17 protein-coding genes are annotated in these 17,354 nt (G+C 70.0%); 5 read left to right on the forward strand and 12 right to left on the reverse strand.

What is annotated here, in order from left to right; genetic code table 11:
• Window positions 1–151 precede the first annotated feature (151 nt).
• From ACFVAV_RS04085 to ACFVAV_RS04105, 5 genes are read right to left on the reverse strand one after another with little or no spacing between them, the layout of a single operon-like run.
• Window positions 152–1,312, reverse strand: a complete 1,161-nt coding sequence (locus tag ACFVAV_RS04085) for an acyl-CoA dehydrogenase family protein (protein ID WP_379029540.1) — start codon at window positions 1,310–1,312, stop codon at window positions 152–154.
• Window positions 1,309–3,324 (reverse strand): biotin carboxylase N-terminal domain-containing protein, encoded by a 2,016-nt coding sequence (locus ACFVAV_RS04090; protein WP_379029543.1) that lies wholly within the window; start codon window positions 3,322–3,324, stop codon window positions 1,309–1,311. The genes ACFVAV_RS04085 and ACFVAV_RS04090 overlap by 4 nt, the downstream gene beginning before the upstream one ends.
• A 14-nt stretch (window positions 3,325–3,338) precedes the next feature.
• A complete protein-coding gene (locus ACFVAV_RS04095; RefSeq protein ID WP_379029545.1) occupies window positions 3,339–4,937 on the reverse strand; it encodes an acyl-CoA carboxylase subunit beta in 1,599 nt (532 codons plus the stop codon).
• Window positions 4,934–6,085 carry an acyl-CoA dehydrogenase family protein gene (locus tag ACFVAV_RS04100; protein ID WP_379029548.1) on the reverse strand — a complete coding sequence of 384 codons (1,152 nt, stop codon included), beginning with the start codon at window positions 6,083–6,085 and terminating at the stop codon, window positions 4,934–4,936. The genes ACFVAV_RS04095 and ACFVAV_RS04100 overlap by 4 nt, the downstream gene beginning before the upstream one ends.
• Window positions 6,082–7,797 carry an acyclic terpene utilization AtuA family protein gene (locus ACFVAV_RS04105; protein ID WP_379029551.1) on the reverse strand — a complete coding sequence of 572 codons (1,716 nt, stop codon included), beginning with the start codon at window positions 7,795–7,797 and terminating at the stop codon, window positions 6,082–6,084. The genes ACFVAV_RS04100 and ACFVAV_RS04105 overlap by 4 nt, the downstream gene beginning before the upstream one ends.
• Window positions 7,798–7,882: 85 nt before the next feature.
• On the opposite strand from ACFVAV_RS04105, the gene ACFVAV_RS04110 reads away from it, so the two are divergent.
• Together ACFVAV_RS04110 and ACFVAV_RS04115 are read left to right on the forward strand one after the other, a co-directional pair.
• Complete coding sequence (locus ACFVAV_RS04110; RefSeq protein WP_189027590.1) at window positions 7,883–8,026, forward strand: hypothetical protein; 144 nt, start codon at window positions 7,883–7,885, stop codon at window positions 8,024–8,026.
• A 50-nt stretch (window positions 8,027–8,076) separates the two neighbouring features.
• Window positions 8,077–8,391 carry a hypothetical protein gene (locus tag ACFVAV_RS04115; RefSeq protein ID WP_379029558.1) on the forward strand — a complete coding sequence of 105 codons (315 nt, stop codon included), beginning with the start codon at window positions 8,077–8,079 and terminating at the stop codon, window positions 8,389–8,391.
• 1 nt (window position 8,392) lies between these two features.
• Here the strand turns inward: ACFVAV_RS04115 and ACFVAV_RS04120 are convergent, their stop codons facing one another.
• The 6 genes from ACFVAV_RS04120 to thiO all read right to left on the reverse strand — a co-directional run bounded on the left by ACFVAV_RS04120 (window position 8,393) and on the right by thiO (window position 13,334).
• Entirely contained in the window at window positions 8,393–9,157 is a 765-nt protein-coding gene (locus tag ACFVAV_RS04120) for an adenylate/guanylate cyclase domain-containing protein (protein ID WP_379029969.1), read from the reverse strand.
• A 344-nt stretch (window positions 9,158–9,501) separates the two neighbouring features.
• Window positions 9,502–10,260, reverse strand: coding sequence for an ABC transporter permease (locus ACFVAV_RS04125; RefSeq protein ID WP_379029561.1), 759 nt, complete (start codon window positions 10,258–10,260; stop codon window positions 9,502–9,504).
• Entirely contained in the window at window positions 10,260–11,192 is a 933-nt protein-coding gene (locus ACFVAV_RS04130) for an ABC transporter ATP-binding protein (protein ID WP_189025096.1), read from the reverse strand. The genes ACFVAV_RS04125 and ACFVAV_RS04130 overlap by 1 nt, the downstream gene beginning before the upstream one ends.
• A gap of 93 nt (window positions 11,193–11,285) precedes the next feature.
• Window positions 11,286–12,047, reverse strand: coding sequence for a thiazole synthase (locus tag ACFVAV_RS04135; RefSeq protein ID WP_379029564.1), 762 nt, complete (start codon window positions 12,045–12,047; stop codon window positions 11,286–11,288).
• On the reverse strand, window positions 12,040–12,255 hold the full coding sequence (gene thiS, locus ACFVAV_RS04140) for a sulfur carrier protein ThiS (protein ID WP_189025092.1): 216 nt from the start codon (window positions 12,253–12,255) through the stop codon (window positions 12,040–12,042). Before thiS ends, ACFVAV_RS04135 begins: the two co-directional genes overlap by 8 nt.
• Window positions 12,252–13,334 (reverse strand): glycine oxidase ThiO, encoded by a 1,083-nt coding sequence (gene thiO, locus ACFVAV_RS04145; RefSeq protein WP_379029567.1) that lies wholly within the window; start codon window positions 13,332–13,334, stop codon window positions 12,252–12,254. Before thiO ends, thiS begins: the two co-directional genes overlap by 4 nt.
• A gap of 80 nt (window positions 13,335–13,414) precedes the next feature.
• Between thiO and thiE the strand changes: the two genes are divergently transcribed.
• A complete protein-coding gene (gene thiE, locus ACFVAV_RS04150) occupies window positions 13,415–14,116 on the forward strand; it encodes a thiamine phosphate synthase (RefSeq protein ID WP_379029569.1) in 702 nt (233 codons plus the stop codon).
• Window positions 14,117–14,150: 34 nt separating this feature from the next.
• Here the strand turns inward: thiE and ACFVAV_RS04155 are convergent, their stop codons facing one another.
• A complete protein-coding gene (locus ACFVAV_RS04155) occupies window positions 14,151–14,783 on the reverse strand; it encodes an NUDIX domain-containing protein (RefSeq protein ID WP_379029572.1) in 633 nt (210 codons plus the stop codon).
• Window positions 14,784–14,912: 129 nt separating this feature from the next.
• On the opposite strand from ACFVAV_RS04155, the gene ACFVAV_RS04160 reads away from it, so the two are divergent.
• Both ACFVAV_RS04160 and ACFVAV_RS04165 read left to right on the forward strand, forming a co-directional pair.
• Window positions 14,913–16,394, forward strand: coding sequence for a hypothetical protein (locus tag ACFVAV_RS04160; RefSeq protein ID WP_379029575.1), 1,482 nt, complete (start codon window positions 14,913–14,915; stop codon window positions 16,392–16,394).
• Window positions 16,391–17,353 (forward strand): glutamate ABC transporter substrate-binding protein, encoded by a 963-nt coding sequence (locus ACFVAV_RS04165; RefSeq protein ID WP_379029578.1) that lies wholly within the window; start codon window positions 16,391–16,393, stop codon window positions 17,351–17,353. The genes ACFVAV_RS04160 and ACFVAV_RS04165 overlap by 4 nt, the downstream gene beginning before the upstream one ends.
• Window position 17,354: the final 1 nt, after the last annotated feature.

Below are 17,354 nucleotides of genomic sequence, written 5' to 3' on the forward strand. Positions count from 1 at the left end.
GCACCCGCGACCTCGAGGAGCGGCGGCCACGTAGTGGCCGGTCGCGGCCGGGTCGCCGGTCAGGCGCCGTTTCGTAGGCGACGAAGGAGCAAGAAACGGTGCCTGACCGGCGGCCCCTAGGGGCCGCGACTCGAGCGCGCCAGCGCTCCAACTAATACGAGCGGGGCAGACCGAGTGAGTGCTGGGCGACGAAGTTCAGGATCATCTCGCGACTGACCGGCGCGATGCGCGAGATGCGCGCAGCCTGCAGCATGGCCGCGAGCCCGACCTCGCGGGTCAGACCCGAACCGCCGTGGGTCTGGATCGACTGGTCGAGCGCCTTGATGCTGGCTTCCGCGGCCGCGTACTTGGCCATATTGGCCGCTTCGGCGGCGCCGAACTCGTCACCGGTGTCGTAGAGCGTCGCGGCCTTCTGCATCATCAGCTTGGCCAGTTCCAGCTCGATCTTGACCTGGGCGAGCGGATGCGAAATGCCCTGGTGCGCACCGATCGCCGACTTCCAGACCGTGCGCTCCTTGGCATATTCCACAGCCCGGTCGATGGCGTAGCGGCCGAGGCCGACCGCCATGGCCGCGCCCATGATGCGCTCGGGATTCAGGCCGGCGAACAGCTGCGCGATGGCGGCGTCCTCGGAGCCGACGAGGGCATCGGCGGGCAGGCGCACATCGTCGAAGAACAGCGTGAACTGGTTGTCCGGCTCCACGATGTCCATCTCCTGGACGTTCTTCACCAGGCCGGGCGCGTCGACCGGCACGATGAACAGCGCGGGCTTGAGCTTGCCGGTCTTGTGGTCCTCGGTGCGCGAGACCACCAGGATGGCCTCGGCCTGATCGACGCCGGAGATGAAGATCTTGCGGCCGTTGAGGATCCAGTCGCCGCCGTCGCGACGGGCGGTGGTGGTGATCTGGTGCGAGTTGGAGCCGGCGTCGGGCTCGGTGATCGCGAAGACCATCTTCGACGAGCCGTCGGCCAGCTTGGTCAGCCACGTCTGCTTCTGCGCGTCGGTGCCGTACTTGGTGATGATGGTGCCGCAGATCGCCGGGGAGACGACCATCAGCAGCAGCCCGGCGCCCTGCGCCGCCAGCTCCTCCTGCACCAGCGCCAGCTCGTACATGCCCGCGCCACCGCCGCCGTACTCCTCGGGCAGGTTCACGCCGAGGAAGCCGAGCTTGCCCGCCTCGTCCCACAGTTCGGTGAGCGGCTCGTTCTTGCGCGAGAGCGGCAGCACGTAGTCGCGGTAGTTGTACTTCGACGCCAGCGCGGCGACCGCCGCGCGCAGCGCCTTCTGCTCTTCGGTTTCGATGAAGCTCATGCCTGCTCCTGCTCCTGCTCTTCTTCCTCGACGACGGCGAGGACGGTTCCGACCTCGACCTGCTGGCCGACGGTCACATTGAGTGCACTGAGAATGCCGGTGGCCGGCGCGGCGATGGTGTGTTCCATCTTCATCGCCTCGAGCCACAGAATGGGCTGACCCTGCTGCACGTGATCGCCCTCGGCGGCACCGAGGCGGATCACGCTGCCCGGCATCGGCGCGAGCAACGAACCGGCCGCGACCTGCTCGGAGGGGTCGGTGAAGCGCGGCAGCCTGCGCACGGCCACCGGGCCGAGCGGGGAGTCCACCGCGACGAGGTCGCCGTAGCGGGCGATCTCGAACTGCCTGCGCACCGGACCACGCTCGCCCGGCACCGCCAGGACGACGCGCTCGGGCGTCGCCGAGATCAGTTCCAGGCCCTCGTGGCCCTCCACCGCGACCCCGGTGCGGGTGAAGCGGTAGCGCACCTCGTGCGTGCCGGAGGTGCGGCTCTCGTAGGACTTGATCTGCGGCAGCGAGGCCAGGTTGCGCCAGCCGCTGGGCGCCAGCCGGGTGTAGCGGCTCGCCGCGTGGTTGGCGGCCGAATCGGCGAGGGCCGCGGCCACGATGGACAGCGCTTCGTCGGCCTCGGAGGCCAGCGGCGCCGACAGCGCGGCCAGGTCGTGGGTGACGAAGAAGGCGGTGTCGGTGTCACCGGCCAGGAACGCCGGGTGCCGCAGCACCCGCACGAGCAGGTCGCGGTTGGTCACCAGGCCGTGGATCTTGGCCCGCTGCAACGCCGTGGCGAGCAGATGCGCTGCCTCGGCACGGGTTTCGGCGTAGGAGATCACCTTGGCCAGCATCGGGTCGTAGTGCACGCCGACCACGGAATCGTCGACGACACCGGTGTCCAGGCGCACGCCGGGCTGGTCGAGCACGGTGAATTCGCCGGTGGTGAACGGGATCTCGATCCTGTGCACCGGGCCGCTCTGCGGCTGCCAATCGTGGGCGGGATCCTCGGCGTAGAGGCGGACCTCGATCGAGTGACCGCGCTGGGCAGGCTGGGTCGCAGGCAGCGGCAGACCGGAGGCCACCTGCAGCTGCAAGCGGACCAGGTCGAGGCCGGTGGTCTGCTCGGTGACCGGATGTTCCACCTGCAGACGGGTATTCATCTCCAGGAAGAAGAAGTCGCCCTTCTCGTCGGCCAGGAACTCGACGGTGCCCGCACCCTCGTAGCCGATCGCCTCGGCGGCCAGCCGGGCCGCCTCGAACAGCCGGTCCCGCATGCCGTCGATCTTCTCGACCAGCGGCGAGGGCGCTTCCTCGACGACCTTCTGGTGACGCCGCTGGATCGAGCACTCACGCTCGCCAACGGCCCAGGTCTTGCCGAAAGTATCCGACATGACCTGCACTTCGATGTGGCGGCCGGTCTCGAGGTAGCGCTCGCAGAACACGGTCGGATCGCCGAAGGCCGACTCGGCCTCGCGCTGGGCGCCGGCGATCTGCTCCCGCAGCTCGCCCAGCTCGCGCACCACACGCATGCCGCGACCGCCACCACCGGCGGAGGCCTTGATCAGCACCGGCAGGTGCGCCTCGGTGACCTCGGCGGGGTCGAGCTCGGCGAGGACGGGGACACCGGCGGCGTCCATCATCTTCTTCGATTCGACCTTCGAGCCCATCTGCTCGATGGCCGCGACCGGCGGGCCGATCCACACCAGGCCAGCGTCGAGCACGGCGCGCGCGAATTCGGCGTTCTCCGAGAGGAATCCGTAGCCGGGGTGGATGGCATCGGCGCCGGCCGACAGCGCGGCCTCGATGATCAGCTCACCGCGCAGGTAGGTCTCGGCGGGCGTGTTGCCGGGCAGCCGGATGGCGGCGTCGGCCTCGGACACGTGCGGAGCCGCGGCGTCCGCGTCGGAGTACACCGCAGTGGTGCCGATACCCATCCGGCGGCAGGTGGCGAACACGCGACGCGCGATCTCACCACGGTTGGCAACGAGAACGTTCGTGATCCGGGGTGGGGTGGGGGACATAGACACTGTGCGCCTCACATTCGGAAGACGCCGAAGCCCTCGGCGCCCTGGATCGGTGCCGTGTGAATGGCCGACAGGGCCATCCCCAGCACGGTGCGGGTGTCACGGGGGTCGATGATGCCGTCGTCGAAGAGCCTGCCCGACAGGAACATCGGCATGGCCTCGGCCTCGATCTGCGCCTCGACCATCGCGGCGAGACCGGCGGCGGCCTCCTCGTCGAACGGCATGCCCTTGGCCTCGGCCGCGCCGCGCTGCACGATGGTGAGCACGCCGCCCAGCTGCGCGCCGCCCATCACGGCGGACTTCGCGCTCGGCCAGGCGAACAGGAAGCGCGGGTTGAACGCGCGCCCGCACATGCCGTAGTGCCCGGCGCCGTAGGACGCGCCGACCAGCAGCGAGATGTGCGGCACCGTGGAGTTGGCGACCGCGTTGATCATCATCGCGCCGTGCTTGATGATGCCGCCGTGCTCGTACTCCTTGCCGACCATGTAGCCGGTGGTGTTGTGCAGGAACAACAGTGGCGTGTTCTTCTTGTTCGCCAGCTGGATGAACTGCGTGGCCTTCTGCGATTCCTCGGAGAACAGCACGCCGCGCGCGTTGGCCAGGATGCCGATTGGGAAGCCGTTGATCTCGGCCCAGCCGGTCACCAGGCTCGAGCCGTAGAGCGGCTTGAACTCGTCGAAGTCGGAACCGTCGACGACGCGGGCGATGACCTCGCGCGGATCGAACGGGATCTTCAGGTCCGAGGGCACGATGCCGAGCAGTTCCTCGGGATCGTATAGCGGCGAGATGACCTCGGCGCGCGGTTCGGGGCCCTGCTTCTTCCAGTTCAGCCTGCGCACGATATTGCGGCCGATGCGGATCGCGTCCTGCTCGTCGGCGGCCATGTAGTCGGCCAGACCCGAAGTGCGGGCGTGCATTTCGGCGCCGCCGAGGGTCTCGTCGTCGGAGTCCTCACCGGTGGCCATCTTCACCAGCGGCGGGCCAGCCAGGAAGACCTTCGCGCCCTCCTTGACCATCACCACGTAGTCGGACATACCGGGGATGTACGCGCCACCGGCTGTCGAGTTGCCGAAGACCAGGGAGATGGTGGGGATTCCGGCCGCCGAGGCCTGGGTGAGGTCGCGGAACATCGCGCCACCCGGGATGAAGACTTCCTTCTGCGTCGGCAGGTCCGCGCCGCCGGACTCGACCAGCGAGATCACCGGCAGGCGGTTCTGCTTGACGATCTCGTTGATGCGCAAGGTCTTGCGCAGCGTCCACGGGTTGGACGTGCCGCCGCGCACGGTCGGATCGGGTGCGACGATCATGCACTCGACACCCTCGACGATGCCGATACCGGCGATCGTGGACGCGCCGACGTGGAAGTCACTGCCCCAGGCCGCGAGCGGGCACAGCTCGAGGAACGGCGAGTCCTCGTCGAGCAGCAGTTCGATGCGCTCACGAGCGGTGAGCTTGCCGCGCTTGTGATGCCGGGCCACCTTGTCGGGGCCGCCACCGGCGATCGCCTTGGCGAACTCGGCCTCGACCTCGGTGAGCTTGGTGGCCATCGCCTCGGCGGCCGCGGTGTACTCCGGCGACGCGGTGTCGATGATGGAACGGAAGGTCGTCACGACTGGTACCCCAATACTTTCGACGCCAGCATGGTCAGGATCTCGTTGGTGCCGCCGCCGATGCCGATGATGCGCGCATCGCGGTAGATGCGCTCCACCTCGGACTCGCGCATGTAGCCCATCCCGCCGTGCAGCTGGACCGCCTGGTTGGCGACCCATTCGGCGGTCTCGACGGCATTGTTCTTGGCGAAGCAGACCTGGGCGATCAGGTTCTGATCACCCGCGACGAAGCGTTCGACCAGGGCCCGGGTGTAGGTGCGCGACACATCGACCCGCTGGGCCATCTCGGTCAGCGTCATCTGCACCTTCTGGCGGCTGATCAGCGGGCGGCCGAAGGTCTCCCGGTCGCGGCACCACTGCACCGTGAGGTCCAGGGCGCGCTGGGCCAGCGAGTACGCCTGCACCGCGAGGCCCACCCGCTCGCTGACGAACGCGTTGGCGATCTGCGCGAAGCCGGTGTTCTCGCCGCCGACCAGGTTCGCCGCGGGCACCCGCACGTCCACGTAGGACAGCTCGGCGGTGTCGGAGGCCAGCCAGCCCATCTTCTCCAGCTTGCGGCTGACGGTGAAGCCCGGCGTATCGGTCGGCACGATGATCAGCGAGACGCCCGCCGCGCCCGCGCCGCCGGTACGCACCGCGGTGACGACGAAGTCGGCGCGACAACCCGAGGTGATGAAGGTCTTGGCGCCGTTGATGATGAAGTCGTCGCCGTCGCGCACCGCCGTGGTGGTCAGGTGGCCGACATCGGAGCCGCCGCCGGGTTCGGTGATGGCCAGCGAGCCGATCAGGTCACCGCGCAGCGTCGGCTTCGCCCACCGCTCGATCTGGTCCTGGTTGCCCGAGGCGATGATGTGCGGCAACGCGATTCCGCAGGTGAACAGCGACGCCCACAGACCACCGGAGCCACCGGCGAGGTGAATCTCCTCGCCGACGATCACGGTGTCGATGATGCTGCCGCCCTCGCCGCCCGCCGATTCCGGGTACTCGATGCCGAGCAGGCCGAGTTCGCCGGCCTTCTTGTGCAGCTCGCGGGGCAGCGAACCCTCGCGTTCCCAGGTGTCGAGGTCGGGCAGGATCTCCCGCTCGACGAACCCGCGCACGCTAGCGCGCAGCTCTCTACGTTCCGGCGTGTCCCAAACAGATGTCATGCGAACAGCTCCGTCGGCATATCGATGTGGCGAGAGCGCAGCCATTCGCCGAGCCCCTTGGCCTGCGGGTCGAAACGCGCCTGGTAGGCGACGCCCTTGCCGAGCAGACCGGAAATGATGAAGTTGACGGCCCGCAGGTTCGGCAGCACGTGCCGGGTGACGGTCAGTTCGGCCGTCTCGGGCAGCAGTTCCTGGAGCTTCTCGACGGAGAGCGTGTGCACCAGCCACCGCCACTGCTCGTCGGTGCGCACCCAGACGCCGATGTTCGCGTCGCCGCCCTTGTCACCGCTGCGAGCCAGCGCGACGGTGCCGAGCGGGACGCGGGTGGTCTCCGACGGCGGCAGGCCGGCGGGCAACTCGGGCTCGGAAACCGGTTCGAGCACCGCGGTTTCGGCAGCGGGCTCGATGGCGACGCGGGTGCCGTCGGCCAGGACCGCGGTGTGCGGCACCTCGTGCGCGTCGACGAAGCCCGGTGTGAACACGCCATAGGGCGAGCCGTTGCCGGGCAGCGTGGTAAAAGTCGCGCCCGGGTAGCTGGCCAGCGCCAATTCCACGGCGACACTGGAGAATCCGCGGCCGACCTTGTTCGGATCGGGGTCGCGCACCACGCAGCGCAGCAGCGCGCTGGCCTGCTCCTCGGTGTCGGCGTCGGGACGGTCGAGCCGGGCCAGCGTCCAGGACAGCTCGGCGGGCCTGGCGGGCAGCCAGGCTTCCAGCTGCCGTTGCGCCAGTGCGGCTTTGGCCTCGATGTCGAGGCCGGTGAGGATGAACTCCATCTCGTTGCGGAAGCCGCCGAGGGTGTTCAGCGAGACCTTGAGCTGCGGCGGCGGCGCCTCACCGGTGACACCGCTGATCAGCACCCGGTCCTTGCCCTCCTGGCTGAGGGTGATGCTGTCGAGCCGGGTGGTGACGTCCGGGCCCGCGTAGCGCGCGCTCTGGATTTCGTACATGAGCTGGGCTTCGACGGTGTCGACGGTGACCGCGCCACCGGTGCCGTCGTGCTTGGTGATGACGCTAGAGCCGTCGCGGCGGATCTCGGCGATCGGGAAGCCGGGACGGCCGATGTCACCGAGCTCGGTGAAGAAGGCGAAGTTGCCGCCGGTGGCCTGGGTGCTGCACTCGATCACGTGGCCCGCGACGACGGCGCCGGCGAGGGCGTCGTAATCGGTTCGGCCCCAGCCGAAGTGGGCCGCGGCGGGACCGACGATCACCGATGCGTCGGTGACCCGGCCGGTGACGACGATGTCGGCGCCGGAGTTCAGGCATTCGACGATGCCCCACGCGCCGAGGTAGGCGTTGGCGGTGAGCGGCTGACCGAGACCGAGCTCGCCGGCGCGGGCGACCAGGTCGTCACCCTCGACGTGCGCGATCTTGGCGTCCAGGCCGAGGTCGGCGGCGACCTTGCGCAGCCGCTCGGCCAGCCCGGCCGGGTTCAGGCCACCCGCGTTGGTGACGATCTGGACGTTCTTCTCGAGCGCGAGGGCAAGACAGTCCTCGATCTGCTTCACGAACGTCTTGGCGTAGCCGAGGCTGGGGTCCTTCATCCGGTCGCGGCCCAGGATCAGCATGGTGAGCTCGGCGAGGTAGTCGCCGGTCAGCACGTCGAGCTGCCCGCCCTCCAGCATCTCGCGCATCGCGCTGAGCCGGTCGCCGTAGAAGCCGGAACAGTTGCCGATCCGGATCAGGTCCGGGTCCGCCGAGAGTGCACTCATGAATCCCAGGATCACATCGGTTCAGAAAAAAAGCAAGCATGCGTGCTTGTTAATTGCAAGCAATCGACCAGGCAAGATGGAACTCATGTCATCGGTCCTCCTCTTCGCCCTGGCCGGATTCCTGCTCGGCGGCGCCTACACGACCTGGAAGAACAATCGCGCGATGTCGATCGCCCTGATCGCCGCCGCCGTCCTCGCCGCGGTCGGCGCGGTGCTCTGGTTGCAGTAGCCAAGGTTTTCGAAAGCCCGGGGCAAGGCGATCGCAGTTAGCTCTGGGGCATGTTCACCTGGTACGTCGGCCTGCTGGCCGTCAGCGGCATCGCAATGATCATCATGGCCAACGTCGGGAACGGGCAGAGCGATCTGGCCCGTGCCCTCAACGCCGTCTTCGGCGTCGGGTTCCTCGGCTACGCGGGCTACCTGGCGTTCGTCTTCGAGGGCGGCAGCTACCTGATCTTCTTCCAGGCGTTCATCCTGCCGGTGCTGCTCGCGATCAACTTCGTGAAGTCGGCCAACTGGACCGCGCTGACCACCAGGCCCACCCCCACCCAGCAGGCCTGGCGCGCCTACCAGCGCGAACAGCAGCGCGGCTGACTCAGCTGGTGCTGAGCCTGAAGATGCGGACGTCCTCCGGGACACCGTTGAGCGGTGCGGCCCAGAAATTGCGTTTGTAGGGCTTGACGGTGGCGCCCAGTTCGTCGAGGGTTTCCGGGCGCAGGGCGGCGAGGGTGGTGCTGGAGAGCATCATGTTGCCGTTGCCGCCCGCTTCCATCATCCGGGCGGCGATATTGACGTCGACGCCGAGCCAGTCGCCGCCGATCTCGCGGGGGGAGCCGGTGTGCAGGCCGACGCGCATGCGGGGCTTGTAGCCGTCGATCTCGACCGCGGCCAGGTTGCGCCGGGCGGCGATCGCGGCGCGGACCGCGCGGTCGGGGGACGAGAACACCGCCATCAGGCCGTCGCCCATGCGTTTGACCACCTGGCCGCCACGCTCGGCGATCGGCGGCTCGATGGCCTTGGCGACCTTGCGCAGCAGTTCCAGGGTGCGCTCGTCGCCCGCGGCGAGCGACCAGCTCGAGAACGCCACCAGGTCGGTGAACACGATGGTCACCTCCTCGGTGCCACGGCCACGGCCGATCCGCTCCAGCGCGGCCTGCCAGACCTGCAGCGCGCCGAAACCGATCTCGCGGGCCGCGCTCGGGTTGCCGCCGACGATCTTGTCCGCCGCCCGCGCCACCGCGCGGGCGCCACCGGGGCCCGTCACCGACAGTGGATCGCCGAACGCCGGGTCGCCGGGGAGCTGATGCCTGGCCTTGCGCACCGCGCCGATCACATCGGCGCGACGGTTGGCCGCCTGCAATTTCGACGAGAACTGGGCGCGCCGCCGACCGGATCGCGCCCCGGCGTCGTCGGCTCCCGCCTGCGACGCGTCGGACTGCCCACTCCCGGTGGGCTCCAACGGGATCACCACCTCCGCAGCAGCGTCGCGCTGCCGTGGATCCACCCCGCCAGAAGGCGTTTCACTCACGCTCCGAGACTATCGCACCGAACGACGACCGCCGGTCCGCTGCTTGTGTACAGCGGACCGGCGGTCGTACCTTCGGCAACCGGGCAGCGGAAGCCGAAGGCCGGGTCGCGCGACCTCCCGACAAGGTCGCGGCCCTCGCGGCCCGGGCTCTTGCGAGGGCAGCCCGGGCTGGCTTGTCAGGCGTCGCGGCGGTTGACCACCACGAGCGCACCGGCGAACACGATCGCCACGAAGGCGGCGAAGTAGATCAGGCTGCCCCACACGCCCCAGTGCCAGTTGCCCGCGACCTCTTCGACGGTCAGGAAGCGCTGTGCGTTCTGGAACGGCAGGAACGGCTTCACGGTGCGGCCGAAGCTGCCGAACGCGCCGAGCAGACCCTCCAGCAGCAGCGACCACAGCACGATCAGCGAGATCGCGGCGGCGGACTGGCGCACCAGCACACCGACGCCGATGGCCAGCACCACGCACAGGAAGGCGTAGATCGGGATGCCGTAGATGGCCCTCCAGTTGCCGTCGAGCACCAGCAGCGGCGCGTCGTCACCGACGAACAGCTTGGACACCACGAAGGCGACGAGCGCGAGCACACCGGTCAGCACCGCCGCGTACACGCCGACCAGGCTTGCCTTGGACAGGATGACCTTCGACCGGTTCGGCACCGCGAGGAAGCTGGCGCGGATGACGCCGAAGCGGTATTCGCTGGTCACCGTCAGCGCGGCCATGATCATCAGCACCATCACGCCGAAGCCGGAGACGCCGGAGGTCACCAGGCTCGGGGTGAGCAGGGTCGGCATTTCCCCGGGCGGGGTGTTCTCGGCCTTGGTGACCAGCGCGATCAGCACGGCCAAGCCGATGCCGAGGAGAACCACGATCGCCGAGCACCACCAGGGCGACCGGGTCGAGGTGAGCTTGATTCGTTCCGCAGCGAGCACGCCCATCAGAGCGCACCTCCCATCACCTGGTCGAGGCCTGCGCCGTGGTACTCCACCGCGCCGCCGGTCATCCGCATGAACGCCTCCTCGAGGGAGGCCTGCTGCGGTGCCAGCTCGTAGAGCGTGACGTTGTTGGTTCCGGCCACCTTGCCGACCTCGTCGCTGGTCACGCCCGCGACGATCAGCGCGGCATCGCCCTCCTCCCGCACGGTCATGCCGTGCGAGGTGAGCAGGCTGCGCAGCTGGTCCAGCTGGGGACTGCGGACCCGGACCGACTGCTCGGAGGCGCGGTCGATGAAGTCCTTGGTGGTCGTGTCGGCGATGAGCTGACCGCGGCCGATGACGATCAGGTGCTCGGCGGTCTGCGCCATCTCCGAGAGCAGGTGGCTCGACACGAGTACCGTGCGGCCCTCGGCGGCCAGCCGCTGCATGAACCGGCGGATCCACAGGATGCCCTCGGGGTCGAGACCGTTGACCGGCTCGTCGAACAGCAGCACCTTCGGATCACCGAGCAGGGCGCCCGCCAGGCCCAGCCGCTGGGACATACCCAGCGAGAAGCCGCCGGCGTTCTTGCCGGCGACCTCGGACAGGCCGACCAGCCGCAGCACCTCCTCGACCCGCGACTTCGGCAGGTCGTTGGACACGGCCAGCCACTCCAGGTGCGCACGCGCCGAACGGTTCGGATGCACCCACTTGGCATCCAGCAGCGCGCCGACCTGGGTCAGCGGACGCTCCAGATCCTCGTAGCGCTTGCCGTCGATCAGCGCGGTACCCGACGTCGGCCGGTCGAGGCCGAGGATCATCCGCATGGTCGTCGATTTACCGGCACCGTTGGGTCCGAGGAACCCGGTCACCTGTCCTGGATGGACGGTGAACGAGAGATCCTGCACCGCGACGGTCTGGCCGAATTGCTTGGTCAGGCCCCTCAGCTCGATCATGCGCCCCAGCTTGCCCGACAAAGCCGGCGAGCGCGTCGCCGCGAGGTCGCGAGTCGGGTCATCCTCGAGGATGACCCGACCCTGAGGCAGGGACTACCGCGCTGGGGAGGAAGCCTGAGCCCAGAACCGCTTGGGGATCCGGCCCGCCTCGCGCGCGAGGTAACCGGCACGCACGGCCGCCGCCATCGCCGAGGCCATCAGCTCCGGCTCGCGCGCCCTGGTCACCGCGGTGGCCAGCAGCACCGCCGAGCAGCCGAGTTCCATGGCGAGGGCGGCGTCGCTCGCGGTGCCGATGCCCGCGTCGAGGATGACCGGCACGCCGGCGGCGGCGACGATCATCTCGATGTTGTGCGGGTTGCCGATGCCGAGGCCGGTGCCGATCGGGGAACCCAGCGGCATGACCGCGGCGCAGCCCGCGTCCTCGAGGCGCTTGGCCAGCACCGGGTCGTCGTTGGTGTAGGGCAGGACGACGAAACCGTCGTCGACCAGTTGTTCGGCGGCGTCGAGCAGCTCGAACGGGTCGGGCAGCAGGGTGCGCTCGTCGGCGACGACCTCGAGCTTGACCCAGTTGGTGTCGAGCGCCTCACGCGCCAGCTGCGCGGTGAGCACGGCCTCGGCGGCGGTGCGGCAACCCGCGGTATTGGGCAGCAGGGTGATGTCGAGGCGCTTGAGCAGGTCGAGCACGCCGGTGCCACCCGCCGCGTCGACCCGGCGCATGGCCACGGTGGTGAGCTCGGTGCCGGAGGCGATCAGCGCCTCTTCCAGGACGGCCAGGTTCTCGGCGCCGCCGGTGCCCATGATCAGGCGCGAGCCGAACTCCTTGTCCGCGATGCGCAGTGGCGCGGGCTCAGCCACCCTGCACCGCCGTCAGCACCTCGATGGTCCAGCCACGGCCGACGGGCTCGTCCCAGCGCGACTTCGGGAACACCGCGCCGTCGACGGCCAATGCCACGCCCTGGCACGGCAATTCGAGCCTCGTCAGCAGTTCGCGGATACTGAGCGGCTCAGCGAACTCGTGGTCGACACCGTTGACGGTGACGCCGATCGGAATGGTCGAGGTCATCGAACTCCTCCTGGGGACAGCTGCAACGCCGGAAAGCGCTGCGGGGAAGCGAGTTCCGCGATCGCGGGCGACTCGTCGTCGAGCAGCGCCGGGACGAGGGTCGCGGTGAGGGCGAGGGTGAGCATGCCGTTGCGGCCGTGGCCGGTGGCGGCGAGCACGCGGTCGTCCAGCGGGCCGAGTAGCGGCAGGTTGTCGGGCGTACCCGGCCGGGAGCCCGCATTCGCTTCGGCCAGTTCGTATTCCGAGATGCCGGGCAGGATCGCTTCGGCGTCGGCGATCAGGTCGCGCACGCCGCCGACGGTCACCGTGGTGTCGAAACCGGCCTCGTATTGGGTGGCGCCGACGACGATGCCGTCCTCGCGCGGCACCAGGTAGACCTGCCTGCCGTGCACGCGCGCCCGGATCACCCGGCTCGGCGCCGGACTCACGCCGGGACGCTGCCGCAGCCGCAGGATCTCGCCCTTCACCGGTCGCACCGGCAGGCCGGGCCACAGGTCGGCGGAGTGGGCGCCCGCGGCGAGCACCACCCGGTCGTGCGGTAGATCGTCCAGTGCGCCAACGGCTTCCGTGCGAATCTCGACACCGGCGGCGATACACGCAGCATGCAGGGCACGCAGCACCCGCCGGTTGTCGACCGCGGGTTCGGTGGTGGCCAGCAGACCGGCCCGCACGGTGCGGGCCAGTACGGGCTCCACCGCGCGCACCCCGGCGCGGTCGAGTATCCGCAGTTCGTGACCGAAACCGGCCAGCCAGTCAGCGACGGTGCGCAGGTCGGCGGCATCGGCGCCGTCGAGGGCGACGGTCAGCGTCTCGTCGGCGACGAACACCGATTCGCCGGTCACCGCGCGCAGCCGCTCGGCGAACGCGGGCCAGGCGTCGAGCGCTGCGGCGCCGAAGGCCAGCACCCGGTCCTCACCGGGCCAGCCCTCCGACAGCGGCGCCAGCATGCCGCCCGCCACGAAAGACGCGCCGGAGCCGGGCGCCGGATCGAAGACGGTGACGGTCCAGCCCGCCTCGGCGGCCTGCCATGCGACGGCGAGTCCGACGGCGCCGCCGCCAACGACCGCCAGAGTTCGCATCACCGTTCCACCTGTCTTTTTCCGCCTGTCGAACGCCTCGGCGTTCGCGTCTCCACGGTAGCGCGACTACCGTCGACACCGTGCAGCCCTCCCACCCGAATCGTTCCGTCCCGCCCAGGGAACGCCTGGCCGGCGCACTGCTGTATCTGTGCACCGACGCGCGCCGGGACAAGGGCGATCTGTCCCGGTTCGTCGATGCCGCGCTCGCCGGCGGTGTCGACATCGTGCAGCTCAGAGACAAGGGGTCGCCCGGTGAGGCCGAATTCGGCCCGCTGGAGGCCAAGGCCGAGCTCGGCGCGCTGGCCGAGATCAGGGCGGCCACCCGCAGACACGGTGCGCTGCTGGCGGTGAACGACCGCGCCGACATCGCGCTGGCCGCGGGCGCCGACGTCCTGCATCTCGGGCAGGACGACCTGCCGCCCGCCTACGCGCGCCGCATCCTCGGCCCCGATGTGGTGATCGGCCGATCCACCCACAACCGCGCCCAAGCCGGTCTCGCCGCGATCGAGGGCCATCTGGACTACTTCTGCACCGGCCCGATCTGGACCACCCCGACGAAGCCGGGCCGTCAGGCCGCCGGCATCGACCTGGTGCGGTCCACCGCCGACGCCCATCCGACGATGCCGTGGTTCGCGATCGGCGGTGTCGACGCCGAACGGCTGCCCGAGGTGCTGTCCGCGGGCGCACGACGGGTCGTCGTGGTCCGTGCGATCACCGAAGCCGCCGACCCCGAGACCGCGGCGCGGGAGCTCAAGCAGGCCCTGCTCGCGGCTGCCGACTGAGCCAGGGCCGCCGCGGTCCAGCTCGGGCGCGGGTTCAGGACAGCAGCTTGGTCAGCGCGGCGGCGAGTTCGCCGGGCTGCTCGGCGCCGATCGTCACCTCGTCGCCGGGTCCGTCGGGCTGGGTGTGCAGCCAGAAGAACCCCCGATCCGCGATCTCGACCGTGCGCGGCAGATCGGTCACCGGCGCGGCCGCGAATCGCAGGCGCACCGGCACGGCACGCAGTTCGAGCCAGGCCAGCGCGAAACCCGGGTGCAGCGGCAGGTCGGTGACCTCGTCCTCGGGCACCCAGACCAGCTCGGAGCTCTCCTTGTTGGCGACGGTGGCCAGCGGGCTCTCGGCGTCGGCGACCACGGTGGTGTAGGTCCAGCCGCTCGGCGCGGTCATCGTCAGCCGTTCGGCGCGCACGCGCAGTAGGTCGGCGGTGATGCCCGCTTCCTCCCAGGCTTCCCTGACCGCGGCGTGTTCGGCGCTCTCGTGGGAATCCCGCGCACCACCGGGGATGGCCCAGGTACCGCCCTGATGGCTCCACGGCGCCCGGTGCTGCAACAGCACCGCCGAACCACCACGGGGCAGCGGCGCGCGCAGCAACAGGCCCGCCGCACCGTACTTGCCCCAGTGCCGAACTCCGCCCGGGCTGTTCGACCAGCCGTCTCCGTCACCGCGCATCCAATACTCTTTCCTCCGTAGCAGCCGAGCAGCAACCGCTTCGGGGGTGTCTGAGGGGCTGCGCCACCGGTAGGACCACAATAAACTCCGCACCATGAGGGGTGCGCGGACAGCACGGGGAGGTGAACGATGGTCGACTCGGGGAAGCGCGATGCCTCGACCGAAGTGGCGGCCGTTCGTTCCGGCCCGTCGCCGCAGGCCACGGGTGGTGCGAACGGCACGAAGCGGGCAGTCGTCAAGCCGGTGACGGGTAGGCGCACGCCGATGCGGCGGCCCGCGATCGTCGCCGAGCGCCCGCCTGCTCCGGATGTGAAGGCGCTGCGCGCACTGTTCGATCCGGCACGTCTGCGTGGTTTCGTGCAGTCCTCGCCGGGCCGGCTGATGGTGGCCGGACTGGTGCTGATGGTGTTGTGCGTGACGGCGGGCGCGGTGACTTCGGCGACCGTCAGCGACCGGCAGCAAGCGCTCGGCGTCCTGCTCGACGACACCGAACCCGACGCGCACTCGGCCAATCACCTCTACACCTCCCTCTCGATCGCCGACGCCGCCGCGGGCACCGCGTTCCTGGCGGGCGGGCTGGAACCGGCGGCCGTGCGCGATCGCTACACCCAGGCCATCGGTGAGGCCGCCGCCGAGCTGGTGACCCAGGCGGGCCACATCTCCGTGGAGGAGGCCGCCGACCCGGCCGGCACCGACCGCAAGCTGCGCACCGGCATCGCCACCGGCCTGCCCGTGTACACCGGTCTGATCGAGACCGCGCGCGCCAACAACCGCAACGGCTACCCGGTCGGCGCGGCCTACCTCAGCGAGGCCTCGCATCAGATGCAGACGACGCTGCTGCCGATGGCCGAGGAGCTGGAGAGCCACCGGCTGGATGCGATCATCGCCGCACAGAACCGGCATGTGCTGCCGCCGTGGCCCGCGATCGTGCTGCTGATGCTGACACTCGGCGCGCTGATCTGGGTCCAGGTCGAACTGGCCCGCCGGTCGCGGCGTGTATTCAATATGGGACTACTGATCGGCACCGGCGCGCTGGCGCTGACCCTGATCTGGACCGTGGCGGCGGGCTCGGTGTCGGCGGTGTCGATGATCCAATGCCGCGACCAGGGCGCTGTCCCCGCGGCCCGGCTGGCCGAGAGCCGCATCCTGGTGCAGCAGGCCAGGTCGGCGGAGATGGTGAAGCTGGTGCGCCGCGACGCGACCGGCGACTACGACCGTACCTTCGACGCCAACACCACCCGGCTGGCCGAACTGCTCGACGGCTACCCCCGGGACGCGCCCGCCCGCGGCGAGGTCGCCGACGCCCACACCGCGCTGGCCCGCTGGCAGTCCGCGCACCAGCGGATGAACGACACCCTCGCCCGCGGCGACTTCACCGGCGCCGCCGCCGTCGCCACCGGCCCGAGCGCCGCCGACGCGGCCGCCCAGGTCGACGCGCTCGACCGGGCGCTCGACAAGGCCGCAGCGGCCACCCGGGACACCCTGCGCGACAGGGTGTCCCAGGCCATCGACGTGCTGGCGTTCCTGGCACCCGGCGCGCTCGTCCTCGGCATCGTGGCCGCCGTGTGCGTCGCGCTCGGCCTGTGGCCGCGACTGCGGGAGTACCGGTGAGGCCGGGGCGCGCCATCGCGGCGCTGCTGCTCGCGGCGGCGGCGCTGCTCGGTGGCTGTTCCGACAGCACCCCGGCGCCCGACAACGGCGCGGTCTACTCCGAACCGCCCCTGCCCGCCAAGGCGATTCCGATCGGCACCGACACACCGCTGCCTACCGCCGACAGCAAACAGTGCGGTGACCCGACGGCCAGCCTGCGGCCGAGTACCTCGCGCGGTCCGACGGTCGACGCCATCCGCGCGCGCGGCAGGCTGATCGTCGGTCTGGACGCGGGCAGCAACCTGTTCAGCTTCCGCGATCCGCTGACCGGGCGCATCGTCGGCTTCGACGCCGACATCGCCCGCGAGATCGCGCGCGACCTGCTGGGCAACCCGGATCTGATCGAATACCGCAGTCTCGCTTCGGAAGAACGTGAACGGGCGCTGCAGGACCACACCGTCGACCTCATCGCCAAGACGATGACGATCACCTGCGAGCGCAAGGAACGGGTCGCGTTCTCCACCGTGTACCTGCGCGCCGACCAGCGGGTGCTCGCGGTGAAGAACTCGGGCATCAACGGCCTGGCCGATCTGGCGGGCAAGCGGGTGTGCGTGGTGCGCGGCACCACCTCGCTCGACCACATCCGCCGCGACCAGCCCGCCGCCACCATCCTGACCGTGCCGACCTGGGCCGACTGCCTGGTGGTGCTGCAGCAACGTCAGGTCGACGCGGTGAGCACCGACGACGCGATCCTGGCAGGCCTGGCCGCGCAGGACCCCTACACCGAGGTGGTCGGCGAGAGCATCAGCCCCGAGCCGTACGGCATCGGCATCCCCAAGGGCGACGACGATCTGGTCCGCTTCGTCAACGCCACGCTCGAGCGCATCCGCAACGACGGCACCTGGGTCCGCATCCACCGCCGCTGGCTCGCCTCCCTCGGGGAGACGCCGAGCCCGCCCGCACCGACGTACCGGGATTGAC

Source organism: Nocardia sp. NPDC057663 (assembly GCF_042799895.1).
GTDB lineage: Bacteria > Actinomycetota > Actinomycetes > Mycobacteriales > Mycobacteriaceae > Nocardia.

What these genes read in the sequence shown, in the direction of transcription:
- thiO (WP_379029567.1), bottom strand. Translation starts at nt 13,334, where the DNA reads ATGCGAACTCTGGCGGTCGTTGGCGGCGGCGCCGTCGGACTCGCCGTC.
- ACFVAV_RS04115 (WP_379029558.1), top strand. Translation starts at nt 8,077, where the DNA reads ATGTTCACCTGGTACGTCGGCCTGCTGGCCGTCAGCGGCATCGCAATG.
- ACFVAV_RS04155 (WP_379029572.1), bottom strand. Translation starts at nt 14,783, where the DNA reads ATGCGCGGTGACGGAGACGGCTGGTCGAACAGCCCGGGCGGAGTTCGG.
- thiS (WP_189025092.1), bottom strand. Translation starts at nt 12,255, where the DNA reads ATGACCTCGACCATTCCGATCGGCGTCACCGTCAACGGTGTCGACCAC.
- ACFVAV_RS04160 (WP_379029575.1), top strand. Translation starts at nt 14,913, where the DNA reads ATGGTCGACTCGGGGAAGCGCGATGCCTCGACCGAAGTGGCGGCCGTT.
- ACFVAV_RS04085 (WP_379029540.1), bottom strand. Translation starts at nt 1,312, where the DNA reads ATGAGCTTCATCGAAACCGAAGAGCAGAAGGCGCTGCGCGCGGCGGTC.
- ACFVAV_RS04105 (WP_379029551.1), bottom strand. Translation starts at nt 7,797, where the DNA reads ATGAGTGCACTCTCGGCGGACCCGGACCTGATCCGGATCGGCAACTGT.
- ACFVAV_RS04130 (WP_189025096.1), bottom strand. Translation starts at nt 11,192, where the DNA reads ATGATCGAGCTGAGGGGCCTGACCAAGCAATTCGGCCAGACCGTCGCG.
- ACFVAV_RS04090 (WP_379029543.1), bottom strand. Translation starts at nt 3,324, where the DNA reads ATGTCCCCCACCCCACCCCGGATCACGAACGTTCTCGTTGCCAACCGT.
- ACFVAV_RS04110 (WP_189027590.1), top strand. Translation starts at nt 7,883, where the DNA reads ATGTCATCGGTCCTCCTCTTCGCCCTGGCCGGATTCCTGCTCGGCGGC.
- ACFVAV_RS04125 (WP_379029561.1), bottom strand. Translation starts at nt 10,260, where the DNA reads ATGGGCGTGCTCGCTGCGGAACGAATCAAGCTCACCTCGACCCGGTCG.
- ACFVAV_RS04100 (WP_379029548.1), bottom strand. Translation starts at nt 6,085, where the DNA reads ATGACATCTGTTTGGGACACGCCGGAACGTAGAGAGCTGCGCGCTAGC.